Source organism: Kitasatospora gansuensis (genome assembly GCF_014203705.1).
GTDB lineage: Bacteria > Actinomycetota > Actinomycetes > Streptomycetales > Streptomycetaceae > Kitasatospora > Kitasatospora gansuensis.
Window position 1 is genome coordinate 18,461 of record NZ_JACHJR010000001.1, and the last position, 13,300, is coordinate 31,760.

Annotated in this window: 13 protein-coding genes; 4 read left to right on the forward strand and 9 right to left on the reverse strand. The window is 71.7% G+C overall.

The window, feature by feature from the left end; translation table 11 throughout:
* Nucleotides 1–72 precede the first annotated feature (72 nt).
* Entirely contained in the window at nt 73–681 is a 609-nt protein-coding gene (locus F4556_RS00115) for an RICIN domain-containing protein (protein ID WP_184910483.1), read from the reverse strand.
* 480 nt (nt 682–1,161) lie between these two features.
* On the opposite strand from F4556_RS00115, the gene F4556_RS00120 reads away from it, so the two are divergent.
* The gene (locus F4556_RS00120) at nt 1,162–1,971 is read left to right on the forward strand and encodes an MBL fold metallo-hydrolase (protein WP_184910485.1); all 810 of its coding nucleotides are present in this window, start codon (nt 1,162–1,164) and stop codon (nt 1,969–1,971) included.
* Nucleotides 1,972–2,172: 201 nt separating this feature from the next.
* Here the strand turns inward: F4556_RS00120 and F4556_RS00125 are convergent, their stop codons facing one another.
* The 5 genes from F4556_RS00125 to F4556_RS00145 form a co-directional block, all read right to left on the reverse strand.
* The gene (locus F4556_RS00125; protein ID WP_184910487.1) at nt 2,173–2,703 is read right to left on the reverse strand and encodes an NUDIX hydrolase; all 531 of its coding nucleotides are present in this window, start codon (nt 2,701–2,703) and stop codon (nt 2,173–2,175) included.
* A 187-nt stretch (nt 2,704–2,890) separates the two neighbouring features.
* A complete protein-coding gene (locus F4556_RS00130) occupies nt 2,891–4,222 on the reverse strand; it encodes an ABC transporter substrate-binding protein (protein WP_184910489.1) in 1,332 nt (443 codons plus the stop codon).
* Between the two features lie 220 nt (nt 4,223–4,442).
* Nucleotides 4,443–5,297, reverse strand: a complete 855-nt coding sequence (locus tag F4556_RS00135; RefSeq protein WP_313068083.1) for an NmrA family NAD(P)-binding protein — start codon at nt 5,295–5,297, stop codon at nt 4,443–4,445.
* A 71-nt stretch (nt 5,298–5,368) separates the two neighbouring features.
* Nucleotides 5,369–5,830 (reverse strand): hypothetical protein, encoded by a 462-nt coding sequence (locus tag F4556_RS00140; RefSeq protein ID WP_184910493.1) that lies wholly within the window; start codon nt 5,828–5,830, stop codon nt 5,369–5,371.
* A 121-nt stretch (nt 5,831–5,951) separates the two neighbouring features.
* Nucleotides 5,952–6,470 carry a MarR family winged helix-turn-helix transcriptional regulator gene (locus tag F4556_RS00145; RefSeq protein ID WP_184910494.1) on the reverse strand — a complete coding sequence of 173 codons (519 nt, stop codon included), beginning with the start codon at nt 6,468–6,470 and terminating at the stop codon, nt 5,952–5,954.
* A 232-nt stretch (nt 6,471–6,702) separates the two neighbouring features.
* On the opposite strand from F4556_RS00145, the gene F4556_RS00150 reads away from it, so the two are divergent.
* Nucleotides 6,703–7,521, forward strand: coding sequence for an MBL fold metallo-hydrolase (locus F4556_RS00150; protein ID WP_184910496.1), 819 nt, complete (start codon nt 6,703–6,705; stop codon nt 7,519–7,521).
* A gap of 98 nt (nt 7,522–7,619) precedes the next feature.
* On the opposite strand, the gene F4556_RS00155 is transcribed toward F4556_RS00150, so the two are convergent.
* The 3 genes from F4556_RS00155 to F4556_RS00165 all read right to left on the reverse strand — a co-directional run bounded on the left by F4556_RS00155 (nt 7,620) and on the right by F4556_RS00165 (nt 10,838).
* A complete protein-coding gene (locus F4556_RS00155; RefSeq protein ID WP_246510931.1) occupies nt 7,620–9,188 on the reverse strand; it encodes a multicopper oxidase family protein in 1,569 nt (522 codons plus the stop codon).
* A 184-nt stretch (nt 9,189–9,372) separates the two neighbouring features.
* Nucleotides 9,373–10,026: a hypothetical protein gene (locus F4556_RS00160; protein WP_184910498.1), complete on the reverse strand. Its 654-nt coding sequence runs from the start codon at nt 10,024–10,026 to the stop codon at nt 9,373–9,375.
* 140 nt (nt 10,027–10,166) lie between these two features.
* Nucleotides 10,167–10,838 (reverse strand): hypothetical protein, encoded by a 672-nt coding sequence (locus F4556_RS00165; RefSeq protein WP_184910500.1) that lies wholly within the window; start codon nt 10,836–10,838, stop codon nt 10,167–10,169.
* A gap of 404 nt (nt 10,839–11,242) precedes the next feature.
* Here F4556_RS00165 and F4556_RS00170 point away from each other — a divergent pair, with 404 nt between their 5' ends.
* The gene (locus F4556_RS00170) at nt 11,243–11,758 is read left to right on the forward strand and encodes a putative immunity protein (protein WP_184924106.1); all 516 of its coding nucleotides are present in this window, start codon (nt 11,243–11,245) and stop codon (nt 11,756–11,758) included.
* Between the two features lie 216 nt (nt 11,759–11,974).
* Entirely contained in the window at nt 11,975–12,976 is a 1,002-nt protein-coding gene (locus F4556_RS00175) for an alpha/beta fold hydrolase (RefSeq protein WP_376775633.1), read from the forward strand.
* Nucleotides 12,977–13,300 lie beyond the last annotated feature (324 nt).

A 13,300-nucleotide genomic window follows, 5' to 3' on the forward strand; every position in this document is an offset into this window, starting at 1 on the left:
CCGGGCGCGACGGCAGTGGGCCCCACCCGTCCGGGGACGGGTGGGGCCCGGTGTCGGGTTGTTGACGGTGGGTCAGTTGAAGATCCACCGCTGGTTGTCCCAGCCGTTGCGGTCCCAGAGCTGGACCCTGGTGCCGTCGCGGGGGATGGTGTTGGCGTCCGCGTCCAGGACCCGGTTGTTCTTCAGGGTCTGCAGGGTGGTGCCGTTCCAGATCCAGATCTGGTTGTCCCAGCCGTTGCAGTCCCAGAGCTGGACCTTGGTGCCGTTGCCGTTGATGGTGCCCAGGTCCGCGTCCAGGCAGCGGTAGTTCTTCTCCGTCTGGATCTTGTAGTAGCCGACCGGCTGCCCCGGCGCCGGCGTCCAGATCCAGGTCTGGTTGCTCCAACCGTTGCAGCCCCAGAGCTGCACCCTGGTGCCGTTGCCGCCGATGGTGCCCAGGTCCGCGTCCAGACACTGGCCGCCATTGCCGTTGGTGAGACGGGTGGTGCGGTAGCTGGCGGCCAGCGACGGCGCCGCCGTGCTGCCCACGCCCGGCGGGGCGGCGGCGCTGACCGCCTCGGCCTGCAGGCTGCCGTCGGCGGCTGCCGGGGCAGCAGCCCCGGCGGTGGTGCCGGCCGCGAGGGCCAGGGAGAGGGTGCTGATACCGGTCGCGATGCCGAGGCCGATCCGGAGTCTGGTCATCTGTGCCTCACTTCGTCTGTCGTGCCCTTGTGTTCGCCTGCAGCCCGGGGCAGGCGCATCCACCCGTGAAGAGCGGGTTGACGTCGGCGGTGCCTGCGGCTGCCCCCTTGGGCTGCTCCTCCACGGTAGGAGCGGGCGGGGCGGGCCCACATGAGCCCGTGGTCCCGTCCTGGTCCCGGGACCTGCGGGCCCGGTCCCAGACCGACGACAGCGCCGCGGTCCCCGGCGCCCGCGCGGGTTTGACGGGCCGTCAGTGAGGCGCGCGGCCCGCAGACCGGGGCGGGGCCCTGACGCGGGATCAGGCACGGCCGGAGGCGGAGCGCCGCCGCGGGCATACCGACGGCGGGGGTGTGTGGTGCAGGCCTGTCTCCCGCACGGACACCGGGCCGCGGTTCCGGCAGGACCCAGTACGCGGGCGGTGCCTACGATGGATGGGCGTGGCCGCGAGCGATCTTCTCTGCCCGGAGGGAGAGTCCGCTCATGCCCGCACACCGAGTCCACCCCGATGTCGGCGTCCTCAGTGACTGCCTCGAAGTGCCGGGGATCGGCTACATCCCCGTCAACGCGTTCGTGCTCCACGCCGCCCAGCCCGTCGTCGTCGACACCGGCCTGGGACTCCCGGACCGCGATTTCCTGACCGCGCTCAGCGCCGAACTCGACCCCGCCGACGTACGGTGGATCTGGCTTACCCACCCCGACCGCGACCACACCGGCGGGATCTTCGCCCTGCTGGAGGCCGCACCACGAGCGCGCGTGGTGACCACGTTCATCGGCGCCGGGATCATGTCCTCGGAGCGCCCGCTGCCGATGGAGCGCCTCTACCTCCTCAACCCCGGACAGTCCCTGGACGTCGGCGACCGCACCCTCACCGCGTTCCGGCCCCCGCTGTTCGACAACCCGGCCACCGTCGGCTTCTTCGACGACCGCACCGGGGCCTGCTTCAGCTCCGACTGCTTCGGCGGACCCATGCCCAGCGCCGAACTGGCCCAGGGCCCGGACGCCCGCCACCTCGCCGCGGACGGCCTGCGCGAAGCACAGGTGCTGTGGGCGAGCGTGGACAGCCCCTGGGTGGAGACCGCCGACCCGAACAAATTCCGGCACAGCTGGCAGCTGCTGCGCGAGCGGGCACCCGAACTGGTGCTCTCGACGCACCTTCCGGCAGCTCCCGGCATCACCGGACCGATGATCGACACGCTCAGCGCCGTCGCCGGCCTCGCCCCGTTCGTCGGGCCCGACCAGGCCGCGCTGGAACAGATGCTCGCCAGGTTCGAACCCTCGAGCCTGCCCTGAGGCGTGCGGGCACACCGTGAACCGTTCCTGGCCACCGACTCCCGGCTGGCCCGGAAGGTCCACGGCCCGGTGAAGGCCCGTTTCGCCTGAGCACACCCCGGCACCCTGTTGACGCCGCGTCGGCCCCGGTCGCGGCCGGGGAGACACTGCATCGCCGCGTCGGCGCCGTACGGTGACCCCCGGGAGACCGGGGCGGGACGGTCAGGGACGGCCCCGCGCCGAGGACTGTGCCGCGGGTTCGTGGCCGTCGGTGAGGACCACGGTGGTGCCCGTGCGGTGGGCGCGCCACAGGGAGGCGAACCAGGCGAGCTGCTGCGGCTGAAGGAAGGGCAGCCACTGGTCATGGGTGCGCCAGGCGAAAGCGTCGTGCTCGGAGCTGAGCCGCACCTCATGGCCCACGGGCAACGCCGGGGCGTCGAACGCGAAGTCGATGACGGGCGGCCAGCCGCCCGCGGCGGCACGGTAGTCGACCGCCAGCGGCCGCAGCAGTCGCCCGGACAGGTGGATACCGGTCTCCTCCGCCGTCTCACGCCGCGCGGCGGCCAGCGGGTTCTCACCAAGGTCGCCGAGCCCGCCAGGCAGCTGCCACCACGCCGGATGGCCGGGGTAGGCCCGGGCCTGATGCAGCATCAGGACGCGGCCGGCCTCGTCGGTGAGCAGCACGGTGGCGGACAGCGCGTGGGGTGGCAGGGTCGCGGCAAAGTCGGCCGGAGCGAGAGCGGGGCTGGTCATCGCGGGGCCTGGCGCGGGCGGCGGGGGTGGGGGCTCGGGAAGGTCGTCACCCCCGCTCCCTGCCCACCGGCCCGGCGCGGCCAACCCGCCATCACCCGAACGGCCCACCCGCCCGCACCCGGCCCTCTCCTGACTCCTCGTCAGCGGCCGGGAGCCGGGCGGGGCGCTGGCGAGGCGGGGTGGTGTTCTACTGCGGGGGTTTCGCGCCGGTCAGGGCCCAGCGGACGTCGACGAAGCCGCTCTGCTGCTCGGTGAGGCGGCCGTCCCGGACCTGCTGGAAGGTCACCCAGGTGTTGGTGAGGCGCGGCGACTCGGCGGTGGGCAGCATGTCGTTCTGCCCCCAGCTCAGCGGCGGGGTGACGCCGCCGGTGTCGATCGAGTCGCCGCTGTCCAGCTGCGCGCGCAGGCCCTTGGCGGTGAGCTGCCCACCGGCGGAGGAGATCCGCTCCACCGCCTGCAGAAAGGCCTGGTAGGCGACCCAGGTGGTCTGGACGGCGAGGTCGGTGGTGTCGATCGGCCCCGCGCCCGAGGCGGGCGCGCTGCGGGCGGTGGCGCGCAGGTCGTCCCAGGCCTTCGAACTCTCGGGCGGGAACCAGCCGGTGGCCAGCGAACCGTTCAGCGGGCTGCCGGCGCCGCCGGTGGAATCGATGACCCCCTGGTGGACACTGCCCACCACCGAGGCCAGCTGGGTACGCCGGGGACCGGCGGCGCGGTAGGCGTCCAGCAGGAGCAAGGTCTGCTCCGGGCCCAGCGCCGCCGTCACGCAGCCGCCCGTCCGGTCCTCACCGATCGCCTTGCGCACCGGGGCGGCCATCTGGGCGGCGTCGGCGCGCTCTGGCACGGTGACGTCGGTGAGTCTGATGCCGGCCGGGGCCAGGGCGGCGGCGAGGTAGCGGGTGAGGGTGTCACCGTTACCGGTGTCGGGACGGACCAGGGTAACCGTCCTGCAGCCGAACGCCGCCAGCTGACGGCCACTGCCGGCGATCAGGGCCGGAGTGCCGCCGGCCACCGGATAGGACAGCGGACTGCTGAACTCCGCCCCGGAGACACCGTACCCGCCGAGGTAGGGGATGCCGGCCGCGCCCAGGACCGGCATGAACGTGTCACCGAACTGGCTGTACGAGCCGATCACCGCGATCGCGTGAGCGTCCACCGCCTGATGGGCACAGGCGGCCGCGCCGGCGGCGGTGTTGTGCTCGTTGCAGGTGAGGACCTTCAGCTGCCGGCCGGCCCGGCCGCCCTTGGCGTTGACGTCGCGGCCGATCTGCTCGGCCAGGGCCGTTACGCCGGGGCGGTCGGTGGAACCGGTACCCGCGGGAGCCCACGTCATCACCGTCAACGCACCCGCACTCTCGTCACCCGCCGCACCGGCCGCACCACCGCAGCCCGCTGCGGCCAGCAGCACCACCGGCAGCAAGGCGGCCGCCGCGGCCCCGGCCCGGCGGCGGGCCGGGGCTCCCCCGCCCGTACGGCGCCCTCCGGCACACTCCCCCGGATACGCCGCGGTCCCCCTGCTCATACTTCCTGCCCTCGCTGCACATGACCTCACGGCGCGGGCCCGCGCCCGCCTCGGCTGCCAGCCAAACGCCACCGCCGCACGGCCAGGCGGACGGCGCGCGAACACCGGGCGCACGCCCCTGTAACAACAGGGTCGAACACCCTGGTGAGCCGTCAGAACGACCGTCCGCCCGGACCGTTGCACCCCGCACGCCACGCCCGCCGTCCGGGCGGGCCGGGGCTTACCGGCGGAAGTGGTCGCGGTGCTCGTACAGGAAGGCGTCGAGGGTGCGGGGCGGGCGGCCCAGGACGCGCTCCACCGTGCCGGTGGGGCTCTCGGGGCGGGCGACGGCGAGCTGCTGGATCTCCGTGACGTGCTCGGCGAGCCAGAGCGGCATGCCGGCGCGGTGGACGAGGGTGTCGCGCAGCTCGCCGGGGGCGAGGTCGGTGTACCGGATTTGGCGGCCGGTCAGGGTGGAGAGGCGAGCGGCGAGTTCGGCATGGGAGAGCGCCTCGGGGCCGGTGAGGGTGTACGTACCGCCGACGAGGTCGGGCCGGGTGAGGGCGGCCGCGGCGACGTCGCCGATGTCACGGCAGTCCACGTACGTGCACCGGGCCTCGCCCATCGCGCCGAGGATGACGCCCTGGGCGGCGGCGGGGGCCAGGCGCAGCAGGTTCTGCATGAACGCGTAGGGCCGCAGGACGGTGTGGGCCAGGCCGCTGGCGCGCAGGTGCTCCTCGATCGCGTGGTGTCCGCGGGAGACAGCCACCGGGGAGTCGGGTTCGGCGGCCGGGGCGGAGATCTTGACGATGTGTCCGATGCCGGCGCGGGCGGCGGTGTCGATGACGCGGGTCTCGAGTTCGGTCTGGTCGGGGCCGTTGGCCATGGCGAGGAACAGCTGACCGGCGCCCTCGAAGGCGGCAGCCAGGGACCGGGCGTCGGCGGCATCCGCGTAGCGGACCTCCGGCGGCGCGGTGTGCGGGTCGGTGGTGCCGGGGATCGGCCGCTCGGGGTTGCGGGTCAGAGCGCGGACGGGTGCGCCGAGTGCGAGGAGGCTGCGGAGCACGGCGTTGCCGGTGGCTCCGGTCGCTCCCATGACAACGATCATCGGGGTGTCCTCGTTTCCTGGGTTCTCTGATGACTTCGTGGTGGTTTCGCGGCGACGGGTCACGGCCGGGCGGTGATGGTGGAGCGCCAGCGCAGGGTGACGACGGTGGTGGCCAGCGCCGCGGAGAGCGGCAGGTCGATGCGCAGGCGCTCCAGCCAGGCGGCGGCGGGCAGCGGCGTGTGGGCGGGCAGCCACTGGGCGGCGAACCATCCCAGCAGGGCCGCCGCACCGGTGGCGGCGACGGCGAGTACGGCGGTCAGGACGGCGCGCGGCACCGCGACGGTCCAGCGCCGCGGCACCGCGCCGCGCCGCAGCCAGGCCCCGACCAGGAACGCCACCACCGCGGAGGCACCGGCGATGGAGGTGCAGGCCGCCACCGTCAGGTCCCGCTGCCCGGTGACCACACCGGCGGCGCCGGCCGTCAGCGCCGGCGCCGCGTAGGCGGTCAGCACCTCACGCCACAGGACGAACCGCCGCACCGCCGGGCGGCTCCTGCTCTCCTTGTCCTTCGTCGTGGGCATACCGGCCTCTTCTCTCTCGTGGGGCGGGTCTCCCTGCCCCACATAATTAGGTGGCTAACTATTGGTGCGTAAAAAAGGGCCCCACCCGGACGGCGGGGCCGGACGCGGGCCGAGAACGGAGTCAGTCGGCGACCAGGGCCGCACTGCCGCGCACCACCCGGGCGAGCAGATCCAGAAACACCGCGCGCTCCTCCACCGACAGTCCGCCCACCATCGCCTCCAGCCGCCCGAAATGCTCGGGCGCCAGATCCCGCAGGCGCTGCGCGCCGCGCGCGGTCAAGATCGCCACCGTGCCGCGCCCGTCCTCCGCGGACGGGCGCCGCGCGATCAGACCCTCACGCTCGAGGCCGTCCAGCAGGCCGGTGACCGTGGCCCTGGAGACGTCGAGATCAGCCGCCAGTCGCGAAGGGGACTTCTCCCCGCCGTGGGCCTCGAGGTCGGCGAGCAGCCGGTAGCGGCCCGTCGAGAGACCGAACCTGGCAAAGTGCGCCTCCGCCGCCCGGCCCACCCTGGCACCCGCGGAGATCAGCCGCACCGCGACCAGCACCGCCTGCGGATCGGCCGTCAGGCCGTAGTGCTCCACCTGCCGCCTGGCCTGCTCCAGCGTGGGCGTCTCACCGTCGACCTCGTCCCTCGTCATACAAGTAATATGGCGCCTAACGACTTGAGCTGTCAAGGCCACCCAGGGAACCGCTCCGCACCACGGACGGGTGACGTTCACCGGTTCGGCCACCACCGGGGCACCCGCCGGGCCAGCATCGGGAACGTTCCGGGACGCGCCACGCAACCAGCCGCGCACCACCAGCCGGCGGGGTGCCGGTGCCGCCACACACGTACCACGACACGAACACGCCCCACACGACGGAGTTTCCATGCGTTTGATCTCGAGTGGCCGCCACCACGCCACGTTCGAATTCGGTGACCTGCAGGTGGTCTCGCTGCGAGACGGGTACATCGACATGCCGCCCACCCGGCTCCGCGACGAGGACGGCTGCGCATTCGACGCACTGCCGGCCGCCGTCCCACTGGCCGGCGACAACCTGCGGCTGTCGGTCAACGCCTTCTACGTCACTGACGGCACCTGGTCGGTCCTCATCGACACCGGCGCCTCAAACGCCTGGCACGACCCCACCATGGGACTGATCTACGACGCGCTCGACGAAGCCGGAATCAACCCCGCACACATCACCGACGTCGCCATCACCCACAAACACGAAGACCACGTCAGCGGCCTGATCGCACCGGACGGCTCCGAGGCGTTCACCAAACTCGAGCGCGTCTGGATCGGCGCGGGCGACACCTCCGTGTTCACCGGACGTCTGGAGCCGATGCGCGAACGGGTCGTCCCCGTGACGGAGAAGACCCCGATCAACGAATGGCTCACCGCGATCCCCACCCCGGGCCACACACCCGGCCACACCGTCTACGACGTCAGCAGCGGCCCCGCCCACCTCCTTGTCTGGGGCGACACCGTCCACGTCCCCACCCTCCAATTCGACCGGCCGAACGTGACCTGGGAGTTCGACGGCAACCAGCCCCAGGCCCGCGCCGCACGAGCAACCCTCCTCGAACAACTCACCCAACCCCACCACTACGTCGCCGGCGCCCACCTCGACTCACCCGGCATCGCCCGCGTCACCCCCGCCGGCGACGGCTACGCACTTGAATACCTCGCACCACCGATCGGCTGACCCAACACCCCCTCGGCCGGTGACCGCAGATCTCCCGCGGTCACCGGCCGGACCGCCTCGGAGCGCTCTTCGCCACCCCGAGCGGCACCGCAGCGCGGCTAGTGATGGTGCGAACCGGACCCGTTCGAGGGCGCGGGGCTCAAAGCGGCCACCGGCCCGCCCGGCTCGGCCACCACGAACTGCCCCATCATGCCCCGGTCCTCGTGATACAGCAGATGGCAGTGGTACATGTACGGCGTCCCCGGATCCGCCGGCCCCTCGAAACGCAGCGCGATGCGCACCGTGGAGCCCGGCGGCACGAAGACGGTGTCCTTCGGCCCGCGCAGCGACGGCGGCGGCGCCGCGCTGTCGATGTCCAGGACACGGAACTGCACGTCGTGGACATGGAAGTTGTGCGGCATCCCGTCCTCGTTGCGCAGCGTCCACGTCTCCGTGGTGCCCCGCGTGACCGTCTCGTCCACGCGGGACATGTCCATCTTGCGGCCGTTGATACCGGACATCCGGAGGTCGAAGGAGCGCTCGCGGACCGAGTCCTCACCGGTGGGCAGCCGCGACGCCGCCAGCGCTGGCGGCAGCGGCGCCGACGGCCGCAGCGTGGGCTGGGCGCGCAGCTGCAGGACGTCGAAGGAGTCGTCGCCGCCCCCGAAGCGCTGGTTCCAGAAGTCCAGGCCGGCGTCCAGGGGGTAGGAGCGCAGCACCCTGCGCTCGCCCGGCTGCATCCGCACCACCACCTCCGCGCGCTCGCCCGGCGACAGGCGCAGACGCCCCGTGGCGTACGGGGCCTCCAGCAGCCCGCCGTCCGAGGCGATCTGCTGAAGCGGGCGGCCGTCGTCGAGGCCGAAGGTGTAGACGCGGGCGGTGGAGGCGTTCAGCAGCCGCAGCCGGACCAGTTCGTCACCGACGCTGACGTACGGGTCCAGGGTGCCGTTGACCATCGTCCGCTCACCGAGGAAGCCGACGTTGCGCATCAGTTGGTGGCCGTGGTCGAACTCCGCGCCGTCCAGCCTCACGTCCTGGACGATCGCCGGGATGTCGTCGACCCCGTAGCTCCTGGGCAGCGGCAGCGCCGCCGACCGCGCGTCGTCCAGCAGGAACAGACCCGCCAGGCCGCGCTGCACGTGCGCCTCGGTCGCACCGTGCGGATGCGGGTGGTACCAGAGCGTCGCAGCCGGCTGCGCGACCGTCCACTCCGGGGCCCAACTGCCGCCCGCCGGGACCACCTGGTGCGGGCCGCCGTCCATCGCGGCGGGCAGATGCATGCCGTGCCAGTGGACACTCGACTCCTCCGGCAGGGTATTGGCCACCCGCACCCGCACCTTCTCCCCCTCGGTCGCGCGCAGCGTGGGACCGAGGTAGCTCCGGTTGAAACCCCAGGTCGCGGTTCTGGTCCCGGGCGTGAACTCGCTCTGCCCTGCCTGCATCCGCAGATCGAAAACCCGGGTGCCGTCCGCGTCCACCGTGGACGCCGCCAGCGGCGGCACCACCAGGGCGTTGCGGAAATCCACCGCACCGACCGTGGAGATCCTCGCCCCCGTGTACAGCCAGGCGAACAACCCGCCCACCACCAGCGCGAAAAGCGTCCCCAGCGAACCGGCGACCAGCAACGCCCGCTTCCACCAAGGCATCCGGCGCCTGCCGCCCACCGCGTCGTACCCGTTTCTCGACATGCCCGCGACGCTACGACCGGCCCCTCGCACCCCACATCGGGGACCAGCCCCACCCCAACCCCAACCCAACCCCCACACCACCCCCAGGACCACACCCCAGCCCGAACACCGGACGCCGGACCACGTGACCAGCGAACCGACGCCGCGGCAGAAGACAGCCCGACGCCCACCACGAACGAGGTCGTCAGGAGGGGCCGGGCATGTTCGTCCTACGGGCAGCCTCGTCGAAGGCGGCAGCGACGCTCTTGTTGATGGCGTTCGTCATCTGGCCGCCGATGTTCTTCGTGACGGCCTGGAAGGCCGCGTCGGCGCGGGTCCGGCTCAGCTTCCACGCGGGCGAGGCGGAGCACGTGAGGGGCAGCGGCGACAGCCGAAGAGCGGCCGTCCCCGGGGCGTTGGTCTGTGTGCCGGTGGCCTCCACCAGGGTGGCCGGCTCGCGTGCGGGCCGGCAGATCACCGAGGTCTTCCTGGTCCTGCCCGCGATCGTGTCGCCCGCGACCTCCCCGTCGCAGGACACCCGCGTCCCCGCGAAGCCGACGTAGAAGCCCACCTTGAGATACCCGCCGACGAAACCCGGCTGGGAGGCGTCGCCGACCCGCTGTACGTCGAAGCGCGCGCTGCAGCGCAGGGTGCCCTTGAAGTCCCTGTTCGTGATCCTGTCGCTCTTGACGACGAAGCTGAACTCCCGCAGCCCGACCGGCGCGGCCATCTGCTGGTTGACCTGCATGATGAGAGTGTCGGCGTAGAGGTTGGCGTCGGCGACAGCCGAACGCCCCGCCGTCGACCCGGCAACTGCGACAACGACGGCGGCGACGGTGATCAGTGTGCGAACGCGCATGGCACGGCCTTCCCGGACAGCACCTGCCCTACCGGGCCGTGTCACGACACATGATCCCGGACCGGAACACCCCGGCGCAGCCGTTCCACCGCACCGCCGCACCACCCGGCCGTCGCCGTCCCGCGTGTTGCGTGGACCGCTCAGTGCTCGAGGTCGGCGCGCATGGCGGCGAAGAGGCGAGCGGCGTCGGCGGGGGTGGTCCGGGGGAAGAGCGCGACGGCGGCGGTGGACGTGTCGACCCAGCCGCACAGGACATCGGTCGGGTTGGCGGACTCCGGCAGGCCGAGGCATTCGAGGCTGCCGCCGAGCGGGCCGGCCGGGTACGGCTTGGCGGCTGCGGGACTGCCGACGGAGCCGTTGCCCAGGGCGTAGTCGATCAGGCCGCGCCACAGGTGCTCGCGCCGCTTGCTCGGCTCCTCGGGGACGTTGTCGACGCCGACGAAGAGGATCCGGCGCCCTGAAGTCTGCCCGGCTCGGTCGTAGTTGGAGATCACCAGGTGCATGCCCTCGCGCATCTCGCCCGGGTCCACCGGAACGTCGGTGAGCGCGCCGTCGCCGGTGGCCGCGGCCAGTCCGCCGGCGACGGCGGCCTCGGCGAGGGTCCGCCGCCCGGGGCGGGCGCTGCTTGCGGCGGCGGACGGGGTGCTGGGGTCGGCGGGTCTGGCCGCCGTGGGCGAGGCGGGGGCGGTGCTGGGCGCGGCGTCCGCCTCGGCACCGACCACGTTCGGTTCGCAGGCGGTGAGGGTGAGGACGGTGGCCAGTACGGCGGTGGCCAGGGTGAGACGGGCGCTGCCCGGACGGTAGCTGGTCATGGTGGGGTGAACTCCCGGTGTGGTGGGCTCATCCAGGCTGCTGGTCGCTGAACCCGGTGGGAGGTGACGCTACTGAAAGGCGGGTGCCAGGTGGACCAGACGGCCGGATTCCGGACAGCACGGGGACATGACGGTGACACAGCCGACAGGCGGCGAACTGCCTACTCCCCCGAGGTCCCTCAACAGCGCGCGGCAGATACCTACGGTGGTTTTAGCACGACGGCGATCGGCAACCGTCCCAGTCCTCTGCGCATCGGTCATCTCCGCTGCTCCTTCCCGGTCAGGGCAACAGCGGATCGTCGGTCTCACGTAGAGTGCGGGCCGAGGGTGTCCAACTCTGTTTTCACATACCGACGTTGGACGCCACCCTCGCCCTGAGCGCGCAGCCGATCCCCTGGAAGATCATGATCCTCCCCAAAGTGCGCGACCCCCGCTTCATCACCATCCGCCGCGGGGGGACGCTTACGGACTCCGACCATCGGCTCCTGGCTCTGTGGGCCGCCGCGTGTGCGGAGCACGTTCTGCACCACTTCGAGTCGGTGCAGCCCTCGGACCCGCGGCCTCGCGAGGCGATCGAGCAGATTCGGGCATGGGCGTGCGGCGAGATCAGGATGTCCGATTCCCGAGCCGCGGGTGGCCACGCCATGGCTGCGGCAAGAGAGTTGAGCGGAGCCGCTCGGCACGCCGCATACGCTGCCGGCCAGGCGGCAGTAGTGGCGCACGTCGCCGCACACGAGCTCGGCGCCGCGGCCTACGCGATCAAGGCCGCCCGTGCGGCGGCCCCCGGACCGGAGGGCGAGAGCGCAGGCAGGCTCGAGTGCCGTTGGCAGCGCGAACAGCTCCCGGATGCGATCCGCGAACTCGTCCTGGACGACCAACAGTTGCGGAACGAGATCTGCTGGTCCGTGTTCGACTGCTGATCGCGTCCGGCTCGGTCACTTCACGTTCCATCGCTGGCGGCCGCCCTTGCCACCGACCTGGGTGACCGGCGCCCCTCGACCGGCCCGGACGGCCACTTGGTGCCCATGCCGAAGACGACCTTGGGTGGTGGGCACGGGAGGAGTAGTGGGGGGTGGGGTGGTGGTGCGAGGGTTTTGGCGGACCCGATTCGTATATTCGGAGGGGAGTGGTGTGCCGTGAGTGACGTGCAGGTGGTGCCGGGCGGTGGTGTGGTGGGCGGGGTTGGTCACCGGTTTGTGGAGGCCAATGGGGTCCGGTTGCATATTGCGGAGCAGGGTGAGGGGCCGTTGGTGGTGTTGCTGCACGGTTTCCCGGAGACGTGGTATTCGTGGCGGCATCAGTTCGGGGTTTTGGCGGCGGCGGGGTATCGGGTGGTGGCTCCTGATCTGCGGGGTTTCGGGCGCAGTGACCGGCCGGCGGCGGTGGAGCGGTATTCGCAGTTGCATCTGGTGGGTGATGTGACGGGGTTGCTGGATGCGCTCGGTGAGGAGCGGGCGGTTTTGGTGGGTCATGACTGGGGGTCGCCGTTGGCGTGGAATACGGCGTTGTTGCGGCCTGAGCGGGTGCGGGGTGTGGTGGCGTTGGGTCTGCCGTATCTGCCGCGTGGTGGGGTGAGTGCGCTGGCGGGGATGACGCAGGCGTTGGGTGAGGGTTTCTACATGAATTATCTGCAGCGGCCGGGTGTGGCGGATGCGGAGTTGGCGGGGGATGTGCGGGGGTCTTTGTCGCGTATTTTCCGGTGGGGGTTCGGGGATTCGCCGCAGGCGTCGGCGGCGGTTTTGCCGGTGGTGCCGGAGGGTGGCACGTTTTTGGATCTGCTGCCGGAGGCGGGGGCGTTGCCGGGGTGGCTGACGGAGGCGGATCTGGATGTGTACGCGGAGGATTTCGCGCGGACGGGTTTCTCGGGTGGTCTGAACTGGTGGCGGACGATGGAGCTGAGCTGGGAGCTGACGGCGCCGTGGCAGGGTGCGCCGATGTCGGCTCCGGCGTTGTACATGTACGGGGAGCGGGATGGCAGTGTGCAGCTTCCGGGTCTGGACCAGTTGATCGCGAATCTGGGTCATCTGGTGCCGAATCTGACGCGTACGGTGGCGTTGCCGGGGGTGGGGCACTGGACGCAGCAGGAGCGTCCGGAGGAGGTCAACGCGGAGCTGCTGAAGTTCCTGGCCGGCCTGTAGAACTCGCCGGGCTGGGGTGATTTCGTCGATCGCCGCGCCGTGGCATCGTGCGTATCGATGATTTCCATAATGCACTGAAAGCGCCGCCGGGAAGTCTCCGGCGGCGTTTTTGGTGCATTTGTGGTGTCCGGTTTCGGATTTCCCGTGGAAAAGGGGGTTGTGGGGTGGTTTTGCGGGAGGTCGGCAACTTGGGAGAAGTGGGGGTGTGTGGGGTGCTGGGAGAGTTGCTGGCGGCCGACGGTGGGTCGCTGCCCGGTCGGGCGGTGCGGGATCCCGTGCGGAGTCCGCCGAGTGCGGCGGAGGTTTGATCCCACTTCTCTGTCC